Raw genomic sequence first — 21,282 nt, 5'->3', positions numbered from 1 at the left:
CCGGTGAACGCGTTGACCGGGTGACACAGCGAAGGGGCCAGGGGCCCGGCGATCCGCCGGGCCCCGGGCCCCTTTCATCGTGCGTCAGGCCAGTGCCCAGGCGACGTCCCTGAGCAGGGCCTGCCGCCAGCCCGCCCGGTCGTGGCCCGAGGCCGAGCGGGAGATCCGTACGGTCGCACCGGACTCCTGCGTGAGGGCCTCGACCCGTTCGCAGTGGGGGAGCATGCGCGTCTCGTGCTCGCCCAGGTCGAAGGCGATCCGCAGGCCGGTCGGGGCGGGCCGCTCCCGCAGGCGCGCGGCCATGGTGCCCCCGACCGGACCGCCCAGGGGGTCGGGGAGATCCGCCGCCTGCGCCGTCCACCAGAACGAGCCCGACTGACAGGCGACCCGGGACACCAGCTCCGGGAACTCCGTGGCCGCGTACAGGGCGCTCAGTCCGGCGAGGCTCTGCCCGGCGACCACCAGATGGTCGGGGTCCGCGGGCACCCCGCACTCCGCCACCAGCGGCAGCAGCTCGTCCCGTACCGCCTCCCACAGCTCCGGTCGGCACCCGAATTCGGCCGGCCGGTCCTTGGCCGGTACGAAGACCAGCGTGACCGGGGGCATGTCGCCGGCGGCGAAGGCCGCGTCGAACGCGGTCACGGCGGGGTGCAGGTGGAGCCAGTCGTCCCCGTCGAGCAGGAGGACCACCGGTCCGCCACCACCCACCGGGTGGACCCGCACGGTGCGCCGTCCGCCGAGCCGTTCGCTGGCCCACCGGATCCGGGTGCGGGGCAGCGGCAGCACGTCGTCGGCGCCGACGGCCGGCCAGTGCGGCTGCGGGGGAGCGTCCGGGGTGGCGGCGATGGACCGGTCGCCGCCGGCTCCGACCGGGTTCAACGGGTCGGCGTAGGAAGCGCCGTCCGCGAGGAACTGGTAGGTCACCCGCAGGCGTGCGGGCATGGGCACCTCGGCGTACCAGCAGTCCGTGTCACGCCACCGGAGCAACGGCACCGGATCCGACCAGCTCTCGAAGTCGATGACCGCCGGGGTGCCGCGCCACAGGAACAGGGCGGCCCAACCGCCGTCACCGGAGGGCGCGTACGCGGGCCCCGCCGCCGCCCAGAACGCGTCGGTGCCGGGCGCGTCGGACAGGCCGAAGGCGGTGAAGGGACTCTCCCCGCCGTCCTCGGCCCGGACCCGTTCGCGTACACGCATCAGTGTCTCCTTGTGAGGGGGAATGGGAAACGTTAAGCTCTTGGTTTAGGCGAGCCTAACCTAAGTGTCTGGTTCACCTCCTTCCCGACCCCATAGTTCATTCACGATCGAGCCGCCGCGCGGGTCCACCCGCCCGACGGCACCCGCCGGTCCATCCGGCTCCAGGAGGAACCCAAAGATGAGCACCAACCCGTTCGACGATGCCGACGGCCGTTTCCTGGTCCTGGTGAACGACGAGGGCCAGCACTCGCTTTGGCCGTCCTTCGCCGAGGTGCCGGGTGGGTGGGCCGTCGCCCTGGAGGAGACCGGCCGCGACGCGTGCCTGGAGTTCATCGAGTCCGCGTGGACCGATCTGCGCCCCCGCTCCCTCGCGGCGGCCACCGGCGCCTGACCGGGGCGGCCCGGAGCCGGTCGGCCTCGGCCGGTCCCACTTCCCCGAGACGAGACCGCTGAGCGACGGACGGACTGCCCATGCTGTGCACGAGGTTGACGAACGCGAACTTCCTCACCATGGACCCGGTCCACCCGGTCGCCCACGACCTGGGCATCTGGCGGGGCCGGATCGTGGGCCTGGACGAGGCCGTGACCGCACTCCCCGCGCGCGAGGTCATCGACCTGCGGGGCGCCACCGTACTGCCCGGGTTCATCGACAGCCACGTCCACTTGGCGTGGACCGGGCTCAAGCGGAGCGCACCGAGCGTCGCCCCCTGCGAGCGGGTCGAGGACGTGCTGGCGGTCGTGGCGGAGGCGGTCTCCCGCCACGGCGCGACCGGCGCCTGGGTGGACGTGATGGGCTACGACCAGCGGTCCCTGGGCCGTCACTTGACCGCCGCCGAGCTGGACACCGTCAGCCGCGGGCGCAAGGTGTTCCTGATGCACGACTCGGGTCACGGGTGTGTGGTCAACAGCGCGGTCCTGCACCTCCTCCCCGCCGATGTCCCGCACCAGGACGGCTTCCTGGCCGAAAGCGCCATGACCGCGGCGCGCCGGCTCCGGCTGCCCTACGCCCAGGCCGAGATCGCCGACGCCGTCGAGCGCGCGGCCCGTACCTGCCTCGCCGAAGGCGTGACCGCCGTCGCCGAGGCGGGCATCGGAGGCGGCCTGCTCGGCCACAGCCCCGTGGAACTCGGCGCCTATCAACTGCTGCGGGACCAGGGGCGGTTGCCCCTGCGGGTCCAGCTCATGGCGGCGGGCGACACGATCAGCCCGCGCGACACGCACCGGGAGGACGGCTTCCCCCGCGCCCTGGACCTGGGCATGCGCACCGGATTCGGCGACGACTGGCTGTCGTTGGGTGCGCTCAAGATCTACACCGACGGCGGCATGATGGCCCGCACGGCCGCCCTCACCGCCCCCTACACGGGCATGGACCACACCGGCCAGCTCCAGGACGATCCCGAGGTCATCACCCGGCTCATCGTGGACGGCCACCTGGCCGGCTGGCAGCTCGCCGTCCATGCCATCGGCGACCGCGCCGCCGACCTCGCGCTCGACGCGCTGGAGCGGGCGCAGCGCCTGAGACCCCGCCCGCAGGCGCGGCACCGGATCGAACACGCGGGCCTGATCCGCCCCGACCAGCTCCCGCGCTTCGCGCGCCTCGGCGTCAGCGCGGTCGTCCAGCCGACCTTCCTGTACTCCTTCGGGGACGACTACGCACAGGTGATGGGCGCGCAGCGGGCACCCTGGATGTACCGGGGCCGCGGGTTCCTGGACCACGGCGTGACGCTCGTGGGGAGCTCGGACCGGCCCGTCACGGACGGGGCGCCGCTCCGGGCCGTCCAGTTCATGGTCGAGCGCGCGTCCGCCTCCGGCCGGCTGATCGGTCCGGACGAGGCGATCACCGTCGAGGAGGCGCTGCGCGCCTACACGGTCGCCGGCGCGTACGCCTGCCGGTGGGATGACAGCGCCGGCAGCCTCACCCCGGGCAAGCGCGCCGACCTGGTCGTCCTGGGGGACGACCCGCGGCGTGTCGAACCTTCCCGGATCGGCGGCATCGAGGTCGTGGCCACAATCATCGACGGACGCGAAGTGACGGAAGAAGGAAAACTGTGAGTGGTGTCATCGGTACGGGCCCTGTGGGCGTCCAGGCCACCGGCATGGAAGAGCTCTCCCCGCTGTGGGAGGCGCCCGCCGTCCCGCCGCGCTGGGTGATCTGGCACGCGGGCCGGGGGGAGTCCATGGTCTTCGACCGGTACTTCAACATCCCGGTCGATGTGGACGACGCGGTCCTCGGGGAGGTCCTGCGCCGGATGCGCGAGGCGGGGGCGCCGGAGAGCGACACCTACCCCGGCCGCGCGTGCGGATAGCAGCGCGGCGGCGAGGCCGTTCACGGGGCGGGCGGAGCGGTGCCGCGTTGTCGGCGGTCACGCGCCGCCCGCCCCTTTACTCGTGCTCCTCGTCCTCGTCCGGAACCACCGTGGTGCCCGGACCGTTCTCGGTGAAGACGCCGCCCAGCAGCGCGTGCGGCACCCGGCCGTCGATGACCTGCGCCCTGTGCACGCCCGCGCGTACGGCCCGCAGGCAGCCCTCCATCTTGGGGAGCATGCCGCTCGCGAGTCCCGGCAGCAGCGTCTCCAGCTCACCTGCCGTCAGGCGTTCGATCACCTCGGTGCTGTTCGGCCAGTCCGCGTACAGTCCCTCGACGTCGGTCAGGACCACCAGCCGGTCCGCGCCGAGGGCCACGGCCAGGGCCGACGCCGCGAGATCGGCGTTGACGTTGTAGACCTGTCCGTCCGTGCCCCGGGCGACCGGCGAGACCACGGGGATCCGCCCCTGTTCCAGCAGCGTGCGCACCGTATGGGGCTCCACGGCCACGACGTCCCCGACGAGGCCGATGTCCACCGGCCGCCCGTCCACCCACGCCGGGCGCCGAACGGCGGTCATGGTGTGCGCGTCCTCACCCGACAGGCCCACGGCGAAGGGACCGTGGGCGTTGAGTGCGCCGACGAGCTCCCGCTGGACCCGGCCGGTGAGCACCATGCGGACGATGTCCATCGTCTCCGGCGTGGTCACCCGCAGCCCGGCCTCGAAGCGGACCTCCAGGTTCAGGCGGTCGAGCATCGCACTGATCTGCGGCCCGCCGCCGTGCACGACGACGGGACGCAGGCCCGCGTGCCACAGTTCCACCACGTCCTGGGCGAACGTCCGGTGGAGCGAGGGGTCCACCATGGCGTTGCCGCCGAACTTGATGACGACCGTGCGGCCTTGGAGCTCCTCCAGCCAGGGCAGGTCCGCCGCGGTCGGCTCGGTGGCTCCGGCGGCTCCGGGCGCTCCGGGCGTAGGGGCCGCACCAGCGGTACCGCGTTGTTCGAGGAGCGTCCTCATCCGTGTCGTCTCCGTCCCGTTCACGAGCTGTACGCGCTGTTCTCGTGGACGTACTCGGCCGTGAGGTCGTTGGTCCAGATCGTGGCGGAGGCGTCTCCGGAGCGCAGGTCCACGGTGACGGTGATCTCGCGGCCCGACAGGTCGACCTTGTCCCGGGACTCACCCGCCGCGCCGTCCCGACACACCTGGACACCGTTGATCGACACGTCCAGGCGGTCCGGATCGAAGACGGCGGAGGTGGTGCCGATGGCGGACAGCACGCGGCCCCAGTTCGGGTCCTCCCCGTGCAGCGCGCACTTGAGGAGGTTGTTGCGGGCCACGGACCGGCCCACCTCGACGGCGTCCTCGTCCGAGGCCGCGCCGACCACCGTCACCTCGATCTCCTTGGAGGCGCCCTCGGCGTCCGCCACCAACTGGCCCGCCAGATCCAGGCACACGGCGTGCACGGCCTCGGTGAAGGCTCCCGTGTCCGGTACGGATCCCGAGGCGCCCGACGCGAGCAGCAGCACGGTGTCGTTGGTGGACATGCAGCCGTCCGAGTCCACCCGGTCGAAGGTGGTGCGTACCGCCTCGCGCAGTGCGGTGTCGAGCACGGCCGCGCTCACGTCGGCGTCCGTCGTCAGGACCACCAGCATCGTGGCCAGTCCGGGGGCGAGCATGCCCGCGCCCTTCGCCATGCCGCCGACCGTCCAGCCGTCGCGGGACGCCACGGCGGTCTTGTGCACCGAGTCCGTCGTCTTGATCGCGACGGCCGCGTCCTCGCCGCCCGTGGGCGACAGCCGGTCGGCGGCGGTGGCGATGCCGGCCGTCACGCGGTCCATCGGCAGCCGTACGCCGATGAGGCCGGTGGAGCAGACCGCGACCTCGTCCGGGGCCACGCCCACGGCCCGCGCCGTGCGCTCGGCCATCTCCCGCGCGTCGTCGCCGCCGGCCGGGCCGGTACAGGCGTTGGCTCCACCGGAGTTGATGACGACGGCGGAGGCCCGTCCCCCGGCGAGCACGCGCCGGGACCAGCGTACGGGCGCCGCCTGCACGCGGTTCGAGGTGAAGACACCGGCGGCGGCGCGCGACGGCCCCCGGTTCACCACCAGGGCCAGGTCCGGATCACCGGACTCCTTGATGCCGGCGGTCACTCCGCAGGCAAGGAATCCCCGGGCGGCGGTCACACTCACGGAGCCACTCCATTCGTGGGCAGGCCCAGCCATTCGGGCAGGCCGAGGGCGATGTTCATGCTCTGCACCGCGCCACCCGCGGTGCCCTTCGTCAGGTTGTCGATGGCGCTCACGCAGATCAGCCTGCGGGCGTCCGGGTCCACGGCGATCTGCACCTGGGCCGTGTTGGAGCCGAGGACGGCGGCGGTGGACGGCCACTGACCGGCCGGCAGCAGCCGGACGAACGGCTCGTCGGCGTACGCGGCCTCGAACACCGCGCGGACCTCCCGTTCCCCGGTGGCACTCGCCGCCACGTCGGGGCGGAGCCGGGCCGAGCAGGTGGCCAGGATGCCCCGCGGCATGGGTGCCAGGGTGGGGGTGAAGGAGACCGTCACGCGTTCGCCCGCCACCCGGGACAGGTTCTGCGCCAGTTCGGGTGTGTGTCGGTGGCCGCCCCCGACGCCGTACGGGCTCATGGAGCCCATCACTTCCGCGCCGAGCAGGTTCGCCTTGAGGGACCGACCGGCGCCCGAGGTCCCACTGGCCGCGACGATCACGGCCTCGGGCTCGACCAGCCGGGCCGCGTAGGCGGGGAACAGCGCCAGAGTGACCGCCGTCGGATAGCAGCCCGGTACGGCGATCCGCGTGGTGGCCCTCAGTTCCTCCCGGGCTCCGGGCAGTTCCGGCAGGCCGTAGGGCCAGGTCCCGGCATGGGCCGAGCCGTAGAACCGCTCCCAGGCGGCCGGGTCGCGGAGCCGGAAGTCGGCGCCGCAGTCCACGATCAGGGTGCCCGGCTCCACCGCCCCGGCCAGCGCGGCGGACTGCCCGTGCGGCAGCGCCAGGAAGACCACGTCGTGGCCGCGCAAGGACGCCGCGGAGGTCTCCGTCAGCATCCGGTCGGCAAGGTCGGACAGGTGGGGTTGCACGGACCCCAGCGGCCGGCCCGCGCTGGTGTGCGCGGTCACCGCGCCGATCTCCACACCGGGATGCGACGCCAGCAGGCGCAGGATCTCCCCGCCCGCGTAGCCGCTGGCACCGGCCACCGCGACCCGTACGGTCATGTTCTTCCGTTTCTCTCGATACGTGCGAGGGTGCGTGGCACCCTGCCGAGCAGCAGGTCGCGCAGCACGGCCTCGGTCGTGCACACCACCCCGCTGCGTGCCGCCCACCGCAGGGCCATGGCGTGCTCCTCGGCGGTGAAGTCGGCCACGGCGTCGGCGATGACGAAGGGCTGGATGTCGTTCATGAACGCATCGGCAGCCGTCAGCAGGACGCCGAGGTGGGCGTACACCCCACAGACGATCAGCTGGTCGCGCCCCTCCTCGCGCAGCAGTCTTCCGAGGTGGCTGCGGAGGAAGGCGTTGTGCCGCACATTGGCCAGCACGTGCTCGCCCGGGCGCGGGGCGAGTGGCTCGATGATCGCGGCGGCCCCGGGATCGTCGCCGATGCCGGGGCCCCAGACATCGGCGACCAGGCCGCGCTGACCCGGTTGTTGGGCGGCCGGCTCGGCGCTGAAGACGACCGGTATGCCGAGCGTCCCGGCGAGTTCGCGCAGTGCGGCGATGTTGTCGACGAGCTCCACGACGGGGGACTGCTCCGCGGGGAACGCCCCCACGAAATGGTTCTGCATGTCGTGTATCAGCAGGGCGGCGCGGCCGGGATCGACGGTCCAGCCGACGCAGGACGGGGGAAGCGCGGAGCGGTCAGGCATGGGGTAGGAGTCGGCGACATGAGGCCCCATGGTGAATTCCTTCCCCTGATGGCGCGCGCTCGCGCAGCCCCGCTCCCCGACTGAGATTTAGCTTAGCCTAACCTAAGTGTGCGGTTGTGTGGTCGCCCTGGCCATGCGGCTCGCCCAGCGACCGATCGCACGCAACTGCTCTTCGGCCGAGTCGAGTTGCCCGCGCGTCTGGGCGGCCATGGCCCGGGTGGTCGCCGTATCGCAGGCGATCCACACGTGATCGCCGGACTCCAAGCGCGTGGGAAGCGCCGATCGCAACGCCTCGGCCGGCCCGCCCCACCGTCGCGCCGCGGCCCGGGGACGACTCCCGCGGCCGTGCCGTCAGGTGGTGCCGCGGGTGGCGAGGAAGGTGGCCCATGCGGCGGCGGACTGGGCGATCGAGTCGGCCGTGGGCCTCTTTTCGGCGGCGAGGTCGTGCCAGCGTCGGGCCTCGGCCCGCGCGAGGACCGCGACGGCCCTCGGCTCGGCGTCGGTCCAGCCCGGCACCCGGGCCGCCCACTGCCACGCCTGCTCGGGGGAGTGCCCGCCCGTGGACACCAGCCGCATTCCCCACAACGCCGTGTCGATCCAGGCCGGACCGACCGATGCCCATGACCAGTCGACCAAGCGGGCCCGGCCGCCGCCCTCCACCAGGATGTTGGTCGAGGCGGGGTCGGTGTGCAGCAGGCGCGAACCGGCGAGGAGCTCCGCGTCGCCGTCGGCGCAGTAGTACCCCCAACGGTCCCAGGCGGTCGGCAGTCGTACCGCGGGCGGTGCGGGCAGCGGCGCCAGTTCGGCCAGCGCCGCGACGACCGGCGCGAGATCCGGCGAGCCGGGCACGAAGTCCGCGTCCCGGCCGCGTACTCCTTCGAAAGCGAGAAGGTGCCATCCGTGACCGGCCAGCCGCCACAGGACCCGTGGCGCGCTCGCGGGCAGGTGGGGGTTCACCGCCTCTTCGAGATCCAGCTCGTCCACGGGCGACCAGTCGGGCCCCCACCACGAGTCGTCCTCCCCCGGACCGGCATCGGCGGCGGGGGCACGCTCGCGCTGCCCCTTGACGAAGACGCACGCCCCCGATTCCAGGTCCAGCACGGAGGCGATGCCCGCCGCGGCGGAGTGCTCCGCGTCGCGGGCGGTGAACACGGTGCCGAGGCGCTCACCGACGGCGGCCACCAGCACCTCGGGGAGCTGCGCCCAGCTGACGCGCCCGGACGTCACCTCAGGCCCCGGGCGGCGGACGGTGGTCGGGCGGCGAGGGAGGGTTCCTGTCCGGCGTGACGGGCCCCGGCGGGCGCCCGCTCGGCTTCGGTGTCACGGGCCCCCTGGGCGGCTTCTTCGCTTCCATGACCGTCATGCCGAGCAGCGTAGACACCGGCCCCGGTGGCGTGCGGTAGGGCTTCCCGACACGGCTGGTTCCAGTCGGGCGGTGGCGGATTTCCCAATGGTTCTGGCTGGTGGTCGGCCGGACGCGGCGTGCGATGCGCGCGAACAGCACTGGGCTCGCGCCTCGCGACCACCGGCCAACGGCCCACCAACACCCCACCGACGACGGGTCCGGCGCGGTACCCCTGTGTCACTCCCCGTTTGAGGACCGGATTCCCGGCTACACGCGAGACGTCCGCGGTCCCGAACCCGTCTGGGGTTCGGGACCGCGGTCTGCGCGAACGAGTGAGGGGAGACTCCGGCATGAGGTCGTCGAGGCAGGGCGGAGGGATAGGCGGAGGGATGTCCGGGCGCGGCTCGGCGTCCCTGGTGCGCGACGTGGTGCTGGCGGTCGGGCTGGTGGCGATCTGTCTGGGGGGCCTGGCCGTCTTCCTGCGGAGCACCGGAGCGGACGGGGCCGGGGCGTTCGTGATCCCGCTCGGCACCGCGGTGCTGCTGGCGACGGGCGTGGCCCTGGCGAAGCGGGGCATGTCACCCGACCGCCGCCACCCCCGTACGGACCTGGCGGACCTGCCGGGCGCGCCGAGCACCGCCGATGCGTACGTGGGGTCCGACGCGTACGCGGGATCGGTAGCGCAGGAGGTGCCCGATATCGGGTCCGGGGCGCTGGACCACGCCGCGGTCGACGCCGACGGCTTCGAGCACGCGGTGGCCGCGCTGTGCGCCCGCGACGGCTGCACCGCGGTGGAGGTGGTCGGGGGTGCGGGCGACCTCGGCGCCGATGTCCTCGCGACGACCGCGCAGGGGCTGCGCGTCGTCGTCCAGTGCAAGCACTACGGCGACGGGAACCGGGTCGGGTCGCAGGACCTCCAGCGGTTCGGCGGGACCTGCTTCGCCGTCCACGAGGCGGACGTGGCGATCCTCGTGACCACCAGTTCCTTCACCGCCCCGGCCCTGGAGTACGCCGCCCTGTGCGGCATCGTCTGCGTGGACGGGGAGGCCCTGGCGGCGTGGACCGAGTCGGGGGCGGCGCCGCCCTGGGGCGCCGTCGGTGACGACACGACGGCGCCGGTCCCCGTGGCCTGAGCCCCGCGGCGGCCCGTACGCGGCCCGGGCCCCGGTCGTCATCCGGACAGGGGCCGACCGTCGTGCGGGTCCGGTCCGCCCGGGGGCCGGAAGCAGGCGGTGATGGCCTTGCCGCCGTGGCGGGCGTGCGCGTCCCACGTGTCGGAGAGCGCGTCGATGATCGCGAGTCCACGGCCGGAGGTGGCCGTGGTGCTCGGGTCCCGGGGAGCGGGGAGGTGCGCGTCCTCGTCGCTGACGCTCACGTGCAGACAGTGGCTGTCCCAGGTGAGGACGAGCTGGGCCGGACTCCTGGCGTGCACGTGGGCGTTGGTCACCAGTTCGGACACGGTCACGAGGATCGCGTCGACCGTCTCCGGCGCATCGGCCGTCCAGGGCAGCGACTCCAGGTGCTCCCGCGTCCAGGTGCGCGCCGCGCGCACTCCGTACGACACCGGAATCGACCGGGCCCAGCCCACTGCTCGCAGCATCATGTCCTCCTCACGAGGCGACGGAGGGAAGGACCTCCGCCCGCCGCATGCGCGTGTGCCCGGCATTGCGCGCGTCAGCCGTGCCGCGGCCATCGGGCCGGGGCGCGCCACACCCCGTGGCGGAGAAACGATCAGCCCGGAGGCGTCATCGGCGAGGTCCCGGGCAGGACCGGAACATGCCCGAAATGATCACGAACCTCGTCACCCGTGTCGCGCGGCGCCGCCGCGAGCCCGTCGCCGTCCAGGCCCTGCGGTCCACCGCGGCGGCCGTCGTCAGCTACTCCGTCGCCCTGCGCCTGAGCGATGAGCCGAGCCCGCTGACGGCCCCACTGACGGCGTTGCTCGTCGTCCAGGTCACCCTGTACTCGACCCTGACCACCAGCGTCCGCAGGGTCAACGCCGTGGTCGTCGGCGTCCTGATCGCGATCGGCTTCAGCGCGCTCGTGGGGCTCACCTGGTGGAGCCTCGGCCTGCTCATCCTGGCCTCCCTGGTGGTGGGCCACCTCGTCCGGGTCGACGAGTTCGTACCCGAGGTGGCGATCAGCGCCATGCTCGTCCTGGGCGTCGGCCAGGTGACGGACACGGCCTGGGACCGGGTCCTGGAGACCGTCATCGGCGCGGTGATCGGACTGCTCGTGAACCTGCTGCTGGCGCCGCCGCTCTGGGTGGGCCCGGCGGGCGCCGCGATCACCGACCTCGCCTCGCGCATGAGCCGGCTGCTCGACCACCTCGGTGAGGAAGCCCCCGGTGCGGAACCCCAGGGACCGGGCCGGGTGGCGCAGGCGGCGGCCCGGCTGCACGAGGCGCGCCGCCTCGACAACGACATCGCCCAGGTCGACGCCGCCCTCCGGCAGGCCGAGGACAGCCTCCGGCTCAACCCGCGGGTCAAGGAGGGCCTGCTCTTCAGGCTGGTGCTGCGCACCGGTCTCGACACCCTGGAGATCTGCGCGGTGGTGCTCCGCGTGGCCTGCCGGACGCTGACCGACCTGGCCAGGGCGCGCCCCGACGGGCCGCTCTTCGACGCCGGGACCACGGCCGCCCTCCAACAGGTGCTGCGGCACACCGCGATCGCCGTGGAGAGCTTCGCCCAGTTGATCACTGCCCAGGTCAGCGCCAACGCCGAACAGGCCGAAGCGCGCCTGGCCGGAGAGCTTGCGGTGGCGCGGGAGCACCGTGACCGGCTCGCGGACCTGCTGCTCGCCGCCACCCGCGCGCGTCCCGAGCACTGGCAGCTGCACGGCGCTCTGCTCGCCGAGATCGACCGGGTCCTGGACGAGCTGGACGTCGAGACGCGCTCCCAGCGCCTCATGGAGGAACTCGACCAGCACGCCCGTAACCGCCCCACCGACTCCCTACGGGGCCGCCTGTCCACCCGCCTCCGCGCCCCGCGCGCCCGCACGGTCAGCCGAGGACCGCGCTCACCTCGCGGCGGGTCGCCTCCGACAGGAGCGGAGCCCAGCGGGTGAAGAGCTCCCGCAGGCCCGCCCCGTTGCGCTCGCGGAAGGACGCGTTCACCTTGGCCAGGTCCAGTTCGTTGGCCACCGTGAGCTCGGCGAAGTCACGGCGCTGCCGCGGGGACGGGGTGAACTCCTGCCCGGTGAAGCGGTCACGGAAGGTCACCGGCGCCCCGTCCGGGGCGGCCAGGCTGGGATAGGAGGCCTTGCGGTCGCAGCTGGCGTAGAAGTAGACGAGTTCTTCGGCCTCCTCACCGATCGCCTCGGTGAGGCGGGCGCGCTCGGAGAGCTCCAGCAGGCTCAGGGGCAGCCCGTCCGTGCCGTAGAAGGCGTGGCACAGGGCCGCGGTGCGCAGGGCGGGCCGTGCGCCCCACTCGGCGAGCAGCGCCTCGACGCGCAGCAAGTGGGTCAGCAGGGTTCCGCCGGAGTGCTTGGTCGTCTCGGCCCCCAGCTCCTTGAGCAGGGCGATCGCCGGGGAGTCGGTGTGCTTGTCGTCGCTGTCCGTCATGCGCACATCATGACGCGGCCCCCGCGCCGGTGTCCGGCGGGACCGGAATGCGGACACCGGGACCGTCCCGCCGCCGGGCCGCGCCCGTCCCGCCGCGTCACGGCTGACCGGCCGCCGGCCGCGCCCCCTCCCGGCGCAGCCGTCGCAGGGCGACGCCCACCACGAGCAGCAGCAGACACGTGCCCACCGCCGCGTGCACGAGCAGCGCGTCCAGGCGGTCCGCGGCCAGGTAGGCGCCGACGGCCAGCGCCACCAGCGCGCACACGCCGCGGTCGATGATGGACTCCACCGACAGCAGGGTCGCCCGGTACGGCGTCGCCGGGATCGCCGCGTTGATCAGGTTGCGCTGCACGGGATAGGCCAGGCCCGCCGCCGCGGCGAACACGCACAGCCACAGGATCGTGCCCGGTGCTCCGGACAGCGTGGTCGCGGCGAGCGTGAGGGCCATGACCACACTGAGGACGGTCACGGCGGTGGTGTCGGACACCCTGCCGCGCATCCAGCCGGTTCTGGCCGACCCCACGGCCTCGGCGACCGTCATCGCCGACAGCACGGCGCCGTGGTCGGCGACGGGGAGGTGCTTCTCCAGGAGCAGCGGCTGGAAGAGGTTGACCTGGCAGATGCGGGCGAGCGTGAACACGGCCACGCCCTGCACCATCAGTGGCCCGAGCGACCGTGACCTGCCGAGCACCCCCACGGCCTGACGGGCCGAGTCGAGGAGCCCGACGCGCGCCACGGGCGGGTGGTCGGCCCCGCGCGGAGCTGCGATGGCGGGCAGAGCGGCGGCGCAGGCCAGCGAACCGAGCGCGGAGAGCGCCGTCAGGACGTACGGCGCATCGTGGCGGACGTGCGTCAGTACGCCCACGAGGGGCCAGCAGGCGATCTTCGCCCAGAGGCCGAGTGCTCGGGCGGTGCCCTCGGCCTGTACGTAGTGTGCCTGCGCTCCGTGCTCGCGCAGGTACTCGTACAGGTAGGCACTGGAAGCCCCGGACACCAGCGACCGGGCGGCGGCGATGGCCAGGAAGTGCGCCATGAAGCCGGCGAACGACGGCGAGGCGACCGGAAGGAGGTTCGCCGCGACCATCACGACCGCCCCGAGCTGCATGCAGCGTCGCTGCCCGATGCGGTCGGCGACGACGCCGGTGGGTATCTCCAACAGGCAGAACGCCACGTAGTAGACGCTCTGGATGCCGAAGATCTGGCTGTCCGACAGGCCTGCCCGCTTCTGGTACTCGTAGAAGACCGGCATCCACCACAGCAGGTTGAACAGCAGTTGGAAGCCGTTGTTCAAGCGGATCGCGCGGAGCACCGCGGCGGGCGGCCGGACGCGGCGCGCCGTGCGCGCACGCAGGAGCGAGAGGGGCATGGGTCGACCTTCGCTGGGGCGGTGTGCGGGAAGGGGTGGACGGGTCAGGCGCTGTAGGGCCGGAGTTGGAGAATGCGGAGCGCGCCGTCCGGCCCGAGCAGCCACTCGACGTCGAGCGGTCCGGCGAAGGTGTAGTCCGTGGCGAAGTGCGACTGGAGCAGCCGGCCCGCCAGGGCCAACCGGGCCAGGTGGCCGCGCGTCTCCTGCGGGAGGTCCTCGGGGGCCGCGCCCAGCGAGGTGGTGCGGCCGCCGCCCTCGACCGTGTTGTACAGGTACTGCAGGGGCAGCGTCCGGCCGTCGACGACATCGGCCGTGGACCCGTGCGCGCAGTTGAGGTACACGTTGCGGAAGTCGGCCCGGTTGGTCGGATTGCAGGTGACCATGACGCCGCCGAGCGGGGACGGCTCGTAGCGCTGGACGATCACCCCCATGTAGGTGTCGTCCAGGGAGATGCCGGCCTGGTGGCGCAGCCGCACGCTGCGCGGGGACAGCAACGAGGCCCACACCTGCCGGATGGCGTCCAACAGCCCCGGCAGGTCGGCGACCTTGGTGTGCGACTCGTAGATCCCGGCCGCGGAGAAGCCCGGCAGGTCCTCGGCGTTGGAGGAGGACCGCACGGCGAAACGGCTCGTGCCCGCCAGGTGCTCGACGACCTGGGCGTCCAGGGCCCGCACCAGGTCCTCGGGTACGGGAAGGGTGCGCACCAGGTGCTGCAATTGCACGCAGATCGAGTCCACGGCGTCCATCGCGTGGAGTTCCAGGGCCATCTTCAGCTTGCCGATGCTCTGTTGCACGGCCGGCGAGGAGTTCAGGAAGCGCTGCTGGACGGAGAAGGGCACGGCGACGCCCGCCGGCGCCTGGACGTGCCGGGTCAGGAACTCGCTCGCGTGCTGGGCGAGATCGCCGTCCTCGGGCATCCGCAGCCGGGCGGCCAGGTGCCCGAGCAGATCGGCCCGGGGCGGCCGGGGCACGGAGTAGTAGCCGGTCAGCCGGGACGAGCCGTGGCGCAGGACGTGGTGGAGCTCCCCGAGGTTGGCCGCCTTGGTGCCGTAGCGGTTGCGGTCGACGGCCCGCAACGCGGACAGCGGCACCAGCGGTACGTCCGTCACGTGCGGGGCGTCCAGGCGCACCCGCTGGGTGTGCCACGTCGGTTCGGCGAGGTCGGAGGGCTCCTCGGCGGGCTCGATGACGAACCCGTCGGCGGTGACCTCGTAACGGACCCAGGCACCGTCCCACTTCTCGTCGGCGATCGTGTCGAGGACCCCGCGGACGATGGCGTTGGGGATGCCCCAGCCCGCGGCCAGCATGTTGGTGTGCGACAGCGGGGTGGTGGGCAGGGCGTTGACCAGACCGGCGAGCCGCGGGATGTCGTCGGGGACCACCGGCATGGCGACGATGTCGTACCAGGCCAGGTCCGCGCGGGCGGCCAGGTACTCCTCGCCCGAGGCGAACGCGCGGAGCCGGCCGGTGGCGCGGGCGAGGGCCAACGGCACGAAGGGCGCCGTCGCCAGGAGCGCGTGCCCCCGGGCGCGGGGCACCACGGTCTCCGGCACCGCCGCGAGGGCGTTCTCCTGGCCGTGGTTGGCCGGCTTGACCAGCAGTTCGAGCGCGGGATCGAGGTGGGCCCGGACGAAGGCGTGGAACTCGATCAACAGCTCCGCGCCCATCGTGTCGGCCTCGGTGGTCTCCAGCACCATGAAGGGCTCGTCGTGGTCCGGACCGCCCAGGGAGCGCAGCGACAGGACGCCGAGCAGGAACCTGCGCGCGGGGTCCTGGTAGACGTCGTGGTTGAAGCGGTCGAGTTCGGCGTCGAGCTGTTCGAGGGTCAACCCCTGGATCTCGGTGGCTATGTAGTTGACGTGGAAGGAGTGCACGGCGCTGTCGAGGACGTGCCACAGGCCCCGGTCCCGGTCCACGACCACCTTCACGTACGGGTGCCCGCCCAGCACCCCGGCCAGTTGCTCGAAGAGGGGCAGCATGAGCAGGGTGTCCACGGCGGCGCCCCGGGGGGACGGTGCGGGGGCGGTGGTGTCGGGTTCGGTGTCGGCGTGCGTCATGCGGGGCTCCCGGGCGTCGAGCGGTCGGCGGACGTGGGGGAGGGGATGGTGGCGGAGGCGGGTCCGCCGGCGGACAGGGTGCGGAACGGGGCGGGCGCGGACGCCTGGGTGAGGGCGTTCGGGAGGGCCGCGAGGATGCGGCCGCAGTCGGCCAGCAGCTGCGGCCCGGACGCGGCGCGCAGGAAGCAGAGCGCGGCCATGGAATTGGCCCCGCCCGCCTCCTCGTACGGCGGGACCGGACTGCCCGGCGGGAGGCTGTGTTCGCGCACCAGCTCCACCCGGGATCCCGGCGCGACCAGGGCGGCCCAGTCGACCGCGGCGAAGTCCCAGGCCGGGAGTTCGGCCCAGGGCCGGCCGTCGGGACCGACGGCGAGGACGACCAGGGAGCCGGCGGCGCCCACGCCCTCGGTCAGCATCCGTTCCGGGTAGTCGACCTCCCGGCCGAGCAACTGGCGCACCAGCATGCCGATCATGTCCACTCCGAAGACCGTCTCAGCCTGCCGGGTGGTCATCACCCCGCCGAAGCGGGCCGCGGTCTCGATCAGCCACACGGCCCCGTCCGGGCCGAGCTTGATCTCGGTGTGGGTGGCGCAGGTGTCCAGTCCGAGCGCGTCGACGGCGGCGCGCGACACCTCCTCGATCCGGCGCTGCGCCGCGACCGGGAGGGCGGCCGGGGCCAGGCTCGCCCGCTCCGTGAAGGGCGCGACGGTCGGCAGGCGCCCGGTGACGCACAACGGGTGGTAGCGGCCGTCGGCGACGATCCCCTCCACGCTGACGTAGTCGCCCCAACCGGCCGCGTCGAACCAGTCTGCGGCCTCCCCGGTCACGATCTCCTCCAACAGGAAATCGCTGACGCCCTCGTCAGCGGCGTGCAGCTCCGCGTAACCCTGCGCGGACGAGGCCTCCATGACGGAGCGTCCGGTCTTCCAGGCCTCTTCGGCCTGCTGCTCGTTCCACACGGTGAGGTGGGCCGTGGACCCCGCGCTCCACGCGGCCTTGAGCAGCAGCGGAGGCCTGAGGGAGTCGAAGGCCGTCGTGATGTCCTGCGGTCCGTGGACCTCCGCGAAACCCGGTACGGGCACCCCGGCGTCACGCCAGATCCGGCGCATCAGCCGTTTGTCGCGCGCCCCGGCGACCCGCTCCCCGGCGCCGCGCAGGCCGAGCCGCAGGCACGCGTGGGCGACGGCGACCACCGCGTACTCCGACAGGGTCAGCACCGCCTCGGCGCCGACGCGGCGGGCGTGGGAACAGATCAGTTCGACCAGTTCCACCCCCTCGCCGGGCGGCGCGGTGGTGACCGACGCGCACCCGGGCCGCCACACCGACTCGGTGACCCGGGGCAGCGGCGCGAGCGCCAGGACGTGCACCTCGGCGTGGGCGGCGATCTTCGGGACCGCGTACTCCAGGGGAGGGCCGCCCTTGGCGTAGACGAAGAGGATCGGGGTCATGGTGCTCCTGGGGTCGAAGGGGACGCCGCTCGGTGCGACGGCGTCGTCGGCGGACGATCCCCGCGCGGTGTCTCCGCGCGAGGACCAGGGGCGGCGCGAGCGCGACGGATCAGGGGTCGACGGACGGGTGTAGGCCTACTCGATTAGGTGATCGCCAAACACCGGCGCACCTCAAGTGGCCCAGCTACGGGGGTATTTCGGCCACCCCGCGGGGCCCGTACGGACCACCCGTCCGCGCCGGACGAGCGGTGCGGACGGCGCCACCCCGGCAGGAGGACGGAAGGGGCCCTCCCGCCGGCGGACGGGCGTCGGCGGGGCGCATCCGGGCGGCGTTCGGGGGCAGGCGGGGGGCAATGGCCAGGCAAGTGAAGGGAACCCCCGTGTCGATGTCTCCCCCGGCCCGCGCCCTGAGACGTGCCCGGTTCGCGCTGGTGCTGCCGGTGCACCTGGCGCTGCTGATGGTCGTCGGACGGTCGGTGACCGGCTCGCTCGCCGGCTACTGGCCGCTGTCGGCGGAGGACGGGGTCAACCGGACCCTGGCCGCTCATCGAGAGCCGGTCCTCGACGGCTTCACCCAGTGGCTGTCACTGTTGGCGAACACCCAGGTGATCACCGGCCTCACGCTGGCCTGCGTGTTGGCCCTGCTGCTGACGCCGCCGGCGCCGCGGTGGGCCGAGGCGGGGTTCCTCGCCGCGGCCGTCGCCGTCCAGTCGGCGATGTTCCTCCTCGTGACCCTGGTCGTGGAACGGCCGCGCCCCGACGTCCCCCACCTGGACCTGGCACCGCCCACCTCCAGCTTTCCCTCGGGGCACGTGGGCGCGGCCGTGGCCCTGTACGGGGGCCTCGCCGTGCTCACCCGGGTGGGGACGCGCGGCGCCTGGCGCCGGCCCGTGGCCGCGCTCCTGCTGTTGGTGCCGCTCGCGGTGGCGACCTCGCGGTTGTACCGGGGGATGCACCACCCCTCCGACGTGCTGGGCGGCCTGCTCAACGGCGCGGTGACGCTGGCCGTGATCGGGACCGTCCTGCTGAGCGGCCGCCGCCGGGCCCCGGAGCGCGGAGGGGCCCCCTCCGAAGCCGCACCCACCACACCGGCCGCGGGCGAGTCCGTGCGCTCCTCCCCGAACCCTCCGGCTTCGTCAGGGGTCGGACGTACCGTCGTCGTGCGGCATCCGCACGGGTGCGACGACGCACTGGCCGAGCGCGTCGGGGCCGTGCTGACCCGGCACGGTCACGCCGCGCAGCAGTGGATCCTGACCGGTGAGGACCTCCCGTGCGGTGAACTCGCCGCGGAACTCGACGCCGCCGCGGTCGCGCTCGTCGTGGTCTGCGGCGGCGACGGCACGGTCCGCGCCTGCGCCGAACTGCTGGCGGGCACCGGCATCGAGCTGGTGGTCGTGCCGTGCGGTACGGGCAACCTCCTCGCCCGGAACCTGGGGCTCGCACCGGATCCGGTGACCGCCCTGGAGGAGGCCCTGTCGGGCGGGTGCCACGGCATCGACGTGGGCCGGATGCGGGGCGACGGCATCGAGCCGGCCCGGTTCGTGGTGATGGCCGGCGTCGGCTTCGACGCGGCCATGGTCCAGGACGCGTCGCCGCGCCTGAAGTCCCGGCTGGGCTGGGCCGCGTACGTCGTGTCCGCCCTGCGCCACCTCGGCGACCCCGGCATCCGGCTGACGATCCGGCTCGACGGCGGGCGCCCCCTGCGGCGCCGGGCCCGGATGGTGGTGATCGGCAACGTCGGCATGCTCCAGGGAGGCCTGCCGCTGCTGCCGGAGGCCCGGGCGGACGACGGCCGCCTCGACGTGGTCCTGTTCGCACCCGGCGGGCCCGCGGGCTGGCTGGCCGCCGCCGCGCACCTCACCCGGCGGACCCTGCGCGCACCCGCCTCGCGCCGGCCCGGAGCGGGGGCGGGGGACGTCGCCGGGGGAGCGCTGGAGTACTTCAGCGCCACCCGGGTCGAGATCCGTTGCACCGCCCCGCAACCCCGGGAGATGGACGGGGACGCCGTCGCCCCCGGAGTCCGCCTCACCGTCGAGATCGACCGCGGCGCCCTGCGCGTACGGCTGCCGCGGGCGCTGCCCGGCACCGGAGCCGAGGCACCGCCCGCCGCGGCGCTTCCGGCCGCGGCACCGACCCCGCACCACTGAACGCCCTTACCGGGAGGGCTCGTTCCATGCGATGTGGACAGACGACGGTAGAGAGGCAGGCAGGGAGACGATGGGCACCGCGACACGGGTTCCGCAGCGACGCGACGTGGAGGGCGAGGAGCTGTCCGCCGACGAGGCCTGGGCCGCCCTGCGCCGCTACGGCGGCTGGAGCCTCGCGCGCGACTCCTTCCTGCGCTTCCGCTACGCCGACGGCTTCAGCCACTCCCGCGCGCTCGCACTGCAGACCGTCCTGACCCTCGTCCCGCTGGCCATCGCGGCCGTCGGCCTGTCCGGCGTCCTGCACACCGAGGAGGTGGGCCGAGTCGTCGAGCTGACGATCCGGCAGACCACGAGCGGGCCCAGCCAGGACCTCGTCGAGGACGCGCTGGGCGGGAGCCGGCGCTCGGGGGGCGGCCAGGCGGCCCTCTGGCTCGGTCTGCTGTTCGCCCTGGTCAACGTCACCACCGGGCTCTGCCAGGTCGAGCGCGGGGCGAACCGCATCTACGGCAACGAGCGGGACCGGCCGTTCCTGCGCAAGTACACGCGCGGTCTGCTCATGGCCGCCCTGGCCGGCTTCCCGCTCGGGCTCAGCTTCATCCTCACCGTCCTCGGCCACGACCTCACGCGGGCGGTGGCCGAGGTCTACCGGCTCGGCCCGGACACCACCCGCGCCTGGGAGATACTGCGCTGGCCCGTCGGGATCCTGCTGGCGGTCCTGGCGACGAGCGCGATCTTCCGGCTCTCCCCGCGCCGCGCCCAACCCGGCTACACCTGGTTGGCCTTCGGCGCGGTGGTCCACCTGGTGCTCTGGCTCACCGCCACGTGGGGGCTGAGCCTGTACGTCGGCGCGAGCGGCTCCTTCAACAGCGTGTACGGGCCGCTCAGCGCGGTCATGTCCCTGCTCCTGTGGTCCTACCTCACCTCGATGGCCCTCTTCCTCGGGCTGTCGTTCGCGGCCCAACTGGAGGCGGTGCGCGCCGGGGTCGAGGATCCGATCGCGCCGGACCCGGGCGTCTGACCGGCCCGGCCCGGCCCCGCTCCCGCTCGACGGGCCCGTACCGCCCCCGCCCCTTCCGACCCGAACGGAGGCGCCGCCACCATGGCACAGCGCACCACCCGGCGGCCCGGGCGGCTCGCCCGGCTCGTCCTGCCCCTGCGGGCCTTCCTCGCCCGCCATTGCGGTCCCGACGCGACCTACGGGACGCGGCTGCTCCTGGCCTCGGCCGCCGCCGCGGTGACGGCCGTGCCCTTCGCGCTGGCGCTCGTACTCGTGGAGTCCGGGTGGCCCCCGCTCCACCGGCTCGACCGGGGAGCGGCGCAGCGGCTGCACGAGAGCGCCCTCGCCCACCCGGCGTGGGTGCGCGTGCTGGAATTCCTCACGGGTGTCCTGTGGGACCCGGTGACGATGCGGCTGCTGGTGGCCGCGCTGGTGGTGTGGCTGCTGGTCCGGCGCGCCCGGCGGCTGGCCGCGTGGGCGGCCGTCACCGCCCTGTCCGGCAGCCAGATCGGCCTGCTGGTCAAGAACGCGGTGGAGCGGGCCCGGCCGCGGTTGCCCGATCCCGTCTCACACGCGCCCGGCTACTCCTTCCCCTCCGGCCACGCCATGACGGCGACCACGTCCTGCGCCGTCCTGCTGCTGGTCCTGCTCCCGATGGTGCCCCGGGCCCGGCGTCCCCTGGCGTGGGTCCTGGCGGTGACCTCCGTGGTCGGCGTGGGATACACCCGGGTCGCGCTGGGCGTGCTGGGTGAGCGACGTGGTCGGGGGCGTGCTGCTGGGACTGGTCGTGGTCACCGCCACCGCGCTCGCCTTCCAGGCCTGGCGGACCGAGAGCGGCCTACCGCCCACCGCGCCGGCCGACGGCCTGGAGCCGGAACTCACCTCCCCCGAACCCGAACCCGAACCCCCCGTGGACGTCACCACCCACCACCCCCCTGACCGCCACGACCACTGACCCGCCTCGGCCCCACCGGCTT

At 73.6% G+C, this 21,282-nt stretch carries 18 protein-coding genes and 1 pseudogene; 8 read left to right on the top strand and 11 right to left on the bottom strand.

What is annotated here, in order from left to right:
- Positions 1 to 84: 84 nt before the first annotated feature.
- Positions 85 to 1,197: an alpha/beta hydrolase-fold protein gene (locus tag ACIQWR_RS09400; protein WP_404006151.1), complete on the bottom strand. Its 1,113-nt coding sequence runs from the start codon at positions 1,195 to 1,197 to the stop codon at positions 85 to 87.
- A 178-nt stretch (positions 1,198 to 1,375) separates the two neighbouring features.
- Between ACIQWR_RS09400 and ACIQWR_RS09395 the strand changes: the two genes are divergently transcribed.
- The 3 genes from ACIQWR_RS09395 to ACIQWR_RS09385 all read left to right on the top strand — a co-directional run bounded on the left by ACIQWR_RS09395 (position 1,376) and on the right by ACIQWR_RS09385 (position 3,503).
- Positions 1,376 to 1,588: an MbtH family protein gene (locus tag ACIQWR_RS09395; RefSeq protein ID WP_404006149.1), complete on the top strand. Its 213-nt coding sequence runs from the start codon at positions 1,376 to 1,378 to the stop codon at positions 1,586 to 1,588.
- 80 nt (positions 1,589 to 1,668) lie between these two features.
- Positions 1,669 to 3,249: an amidohydrolase gene (locus ACIQWR_RS09390; RefSeq protein ID WP_404006148.1), complete on the top strand. Its 1,581-nt coding sequence runs from the start codon at positions 1,669 to 1,671 to the stop codon at positions 3,247 to 3,249.
- Positions 3,246 to 3,503, top strand: coding sequence for a hypothetical protein (locus ACIQWR_RS09385; protein ID WP_404006146.1), 258 nt, complete (start codon positions 3,246 to 3,248; stop codon positions 3,501 to 3,503). The genes ACIQWR_RS09390 and ACIQWR_RS09385 overlap by 4 nt, the downstream gene beginning before the upstream one ends.
- Before the next feature lie 76 nt (positions 3,504 to 3,579).
- On the opposite strand, the gene argB is transcribed toward ACIQWR_RS09385, so the two are convergent.
- The 5 genes from argB to ACIQWR_RS09360 all read right to left on the bottom strand — a co-directional run bounded on the left by argB (position 3,580) and on the right by ACIQWR_RS09360 (position 8,565).
- Positions 3,580 to 4,521, bottom strand: a complete 942-nt coding sequence (gene argB / locus ACIQWR_RS09380; RefSeq protein WP_404006144.1) for an acetylglutamate kinase — start codon at positions 4,519 to 4,521, stop codon at positions 3,580 to 3,582.
- A gap of 20 nt (positions 4,522 to 4,541) precedes the next feature.
- Positions 4,542 to 5,693 (bottom strand): bifunctional glutamate N-acetyltransferase/amino-acid acetyltransferase ArgJ, encoded by a 1,152-nt coding sequence (gene argJ, locus ACIQWR_RS09375; protein ID WP_404006142.1) that lies wholly within the window; start codon positions 5,691 to 5,693, stop codon positions 4,542 to 4,544.
- Positions 5,690 to 6,733, bottom strand: coding sequence for an N-acetyl-gamma-glutamyl-phosphate reductase (gene argC / locus ACIQWR_RS09370; RefSeq protein WP_404006140.1), 1,044 nt, complete (start codon positions 6,731 to 6,733; stop codon positions 5,690 to 5,692). Before argC ends, argJ begins: the two co-directional genes overlap by 4 nt.
- The gene (locus ACIQWR_RS09365; protein ID WP_404006138.1) at positions 6,730 to 7,413 is read right to left on the bottom strand and encodes an isochorismatase family protein; all 684 of its coding nucleotides are present in this window, start codon (positions 7,411 to 7,413) and stop codon (positions 6,730 to 6,732) included. Before ACIQWR_RS09365 ends, argC begins: the two co-directional genes overlap by 4 nt.
- Before the next feature lie 321 nt (positions 7,414 to 7,734).
- The gene (locus ACIQWR_RS09360; protein ID WP_404006424.1) at positions 7,735 to 8,565 is read right to left on the bottom strand and encodes an aminoglycoside phosphotransferase; all 831 of its coding nucleotides are present in this window, start codon (positions 8,563 to 8,565) and stop codon (positions 7,735 to 7,737) included.
- A 552-nt stretch (positions 8,566 to 9,117) separates the two neighbouring features.
- On the opposite strand from ACIQWR_RS09360, the gene ACIQWR_RS09355 reads away from it, so the two are divergent.
- On the top strand, positions 9,118 to 9,861 hold the full coding sequence (locus ACIQWR_RS09355) for a restriction endonuclease (protein ID WP_404006137.1): 744 nt from the start codon (positions 9,118 to 9,120) through the stop codon (positions 9,859 to 9,861).
- Between the two features lie 38 nt (positions 9,862 to 9,899).
- Here the strand turns inward: ACIQWR_RS09355 and ACIQWR_RS09350 are convergent, their stop codons facing one another.
- Positions 9,900 to 10,328, bottom strand: a complete 429-nt coding sequence (locus ACIQWR_RS09350) for an ATP-binding protein (protein ID WP_404006135.1) — start codon at positions 10,326 to 10,328, stop codon at positions 9,900 to 9,902.
- A gap of 176 nt (positions 10,329 to 10,504) precedes the next feature.
- On the opposite strand from ACIQWR_RS09350, the gene ACIQWR_RS09345 reads away from it, so the two are divergent.
- Entirely contained in the window at positions 10,505 to 11,794 is a 1,290-nt protein-coding gene (locus ACIQWR_RS09345; RefSeq protein ID WP_404006133.1) for an aromatic acid exporter family protein, read from the top strand.
- On the opposite strand, the gene ACIQWR_RS09340 is transcribed toward ACIQWR_RS09345, so the two are convergent.
- The 4 genes from ACIQWR_RS09340 to ACIQWR_RS09325 form a co-directional block, all read right to left on the bottom strand.
- The gene (locus ACIQWR_RS09340) at positions 11,730 to 12,290 is read right to left on the bottom strand and encodes a DUF6817 domain-containing protein (RefSeq protein WP_404006131.1); all 561 of its coding nucleotides are present in this window, start codon (positions 12,288 to 12,290) and stop codon (positions 11,730 to 11,732) included. The two genes, ACIQWR_RS09345 and ACIQWR_RS09340, sit on opposite strands and share 65 nt — an antisense overlap.
- Positions 12,291 to 12,387: 97 nt before the next feature.
- The gene (locus ACIQWR_RS09335; protein WP_404006130.1) at positions 12,388 to 13,656 is read right to left on the bottom strand and encodes an MFS transporter; all 1,269 of its coding nucleotides are present in this window, start codon (positions 13,654 to 13,656) and stop codon (positions 12,388 to 12,390) included.
- A 44-nt stretch (positions 13,657 to 13,700) separates the two neighbouring features.
- Positions 13,701 to 15,713, bottom strand: a complete 2,013-nt coding sequence (locus tag ACIQWR_RS09330) for a PEP/pyruvate-binding domain-containing protein (protein WP_404006127.1) — start codon at positions 15,711 to 15,713, stop codon at positions 13,701 to 13,703.
- Positions 15,710 to 17,161 carry an acetyl-CoA carboxylase biotin carboxylase subunit family protein gene (locus tag ACIQWR_RS09325; protein WP_404006125.1) on the bottom strand — a complete coding sequence of 484 codons (1,452 nt, stop codon included), beginning with the start codon at positions 17,159 to 17,161 and terminating at the stop codon, positions 15,710 to 15,712. The genes ACIQWR_RS09330 and ACIQWR_RS09325 overlap by 4 nt, the downstream gene beginning before the upstream one ends.
- Before the next feature lie 386 nt (positions 17,162 to 17,547).
- Between ACIQWR_RS09325 and ACIQWR_RS09320 the strand changes: the two genes are divergently transcribed.
- The 3 genes and pseudogenes from ACIQWR_RS09320 (at position 17,548) to ACIQWR_RS09310 (ending at position 21,260) form a co-directional block, all read left to right on the top strand.
- Entirely contained in the window at positions 17,548 to 19,308 is a 1,761-nt protein-coding gene (locus ACIQWR_RS09320) for a diacylglycerol kinase family protein (protein WP_404006422.1), read from the top strand.
- A 70-nt stretch (positions 19,309 to 19,378) separates the two neighbouring features.
- Complete coding sequence (locus ACIQWR_RS09315; RefSeq protein WP_404006123.1) at positions 19,379 to 20,326, top strand: YihY/virulence factor BrkB family protein; 948 nt, start codon at positions 19,379 to 19,381, stop codon at positions 20,324 to 20,326.
- Positions 20,327 to 20,455: 129 nt separating this feature from the next.
- Positions 20,456 to 21,260: pseudogene (locus tag ACIQWR_RS09310) on the top strand (phosphatase PAP2 family protein).
- Positions 21,261 to 21,282 lie beyond the last annotated feature (22 nt).

Origin of the sequence: Streptomyces sp. NPDC098789, from assembly GCF_044759975.1 — a bacterium.
Lineage (GTDB): Bacteria > Actinomycetota > Actinomycetes > Streptomycetales > Streptomycetaceae > Streptomyces.
The sequence above is the reverse complement of the archived record's forward strand: the minus strand, read 5'-3'. Positions and strand labels throughout refer to the sequence as shown.

Coding starts and splice junctions, on each gene's coding strand:
- ACIQWR_RS09400 (WP_404006151.1), bottom strand. CDS start 1,197: ATGCGTGTACGCGAACGGGTCCGGGCCGAGGACGGCGGGGAGAGTCCC.
- ACIQWR_RS09395 (WP_404006149.1), top strand. CDS start 1,376: ATGAGCACCAACCCGTTCGACGATGCCGACGGCCGTTTCCTGGTCCTG.
- ACIQWR_RS09390 (WP_404006148.1), top strand. CDS start 1,669: ATGCTGTGCACGAGGTTGACGAACGCGAACTTCCTCACCATGGACCCG.
- argB (WP_404006144.1), bottom strand. CDS start 4,521: ATGAGGACGCTCCTCGAACAACGCGGTACCGCTGGTGCGGCCCCTACG.
- argC (WP_404006140.1), bottom strand. CDS start 6,733: ATGACCGTACGGGTCGCGGTGGCCGGTGCCAGCGGCTACGCGGGCGGG.
- ACIQWR_RS09365 (WP_404006138.1), bottom strand. CDS start 7,413: ATGGGGCCTCATGTCGCCGACTCCTACCCCATGCCTGACCGCTCCGCG.
- ACIQWR_RS09355 (WP_404006137.1), top strand. CDS start 9,118: ATGTCCGGGCGCGGCTCGGCGTCCCTGGTGCGCGACGTGGTGCTGGCG.
- ACIQWR_RS09350 (WP_404006135.1), bottom strand. CDS start 10,328: ATGCTGCGAGCAGTGGGCTGGGCCCGGTCGATTCCGGTGTCGTACGGA.
- ACIQWR_RS09345 (WP_404006133.1), top strand. CDS start 10,505: ATGCCCGAAATGATCACGAACCTCGTCACCCGTGTCGCGCGGCGCCGC.
- ACIQWR_RS09340 (WP_404006131.1), bottom strand. CDS start 12,290: ATGACGGACAGCGACGACAAGCACACCGACTCCCCGGCGATCGCCCTG.
- ACIQWR_RS09335 (WP_404006130.1), bottom strand. CDS start 13,656: ATGCCCCTCTCGCTCCTGCGTGCGCGCACGGCGCGCCGCGTCCGGCCG.
- ACIQWR_RS09330 (WP_404006127.1), bottom strand. CDS start 15,713: ATGACGCACGCCGACACCGAACCCGACACCACCGCCCCCGCACCGTCC.
- ACIQWR_RS09325 (WP_404006125.1), bottom strand. CDS start 17,161: ATGACCCCGATCCTCTTCGTCTACGCCAAGGGCGGCCCTCCCCTGGAG.
- ACIQWR_RS09320 (WP_404006422.1), top strand. CDS start 17,548: ATGTCTCCCCCGGCCCGCGCCCTGAGACGTGCCCGGTTCGCGCTGGTG.
- ACIQWR_RS09315 (WP_404006123.1), top strand. CDS start 19,379: ATGGGCACCGCGACACGGGTTCCGCAGCGACGCGACGTGGAGGGCGAG.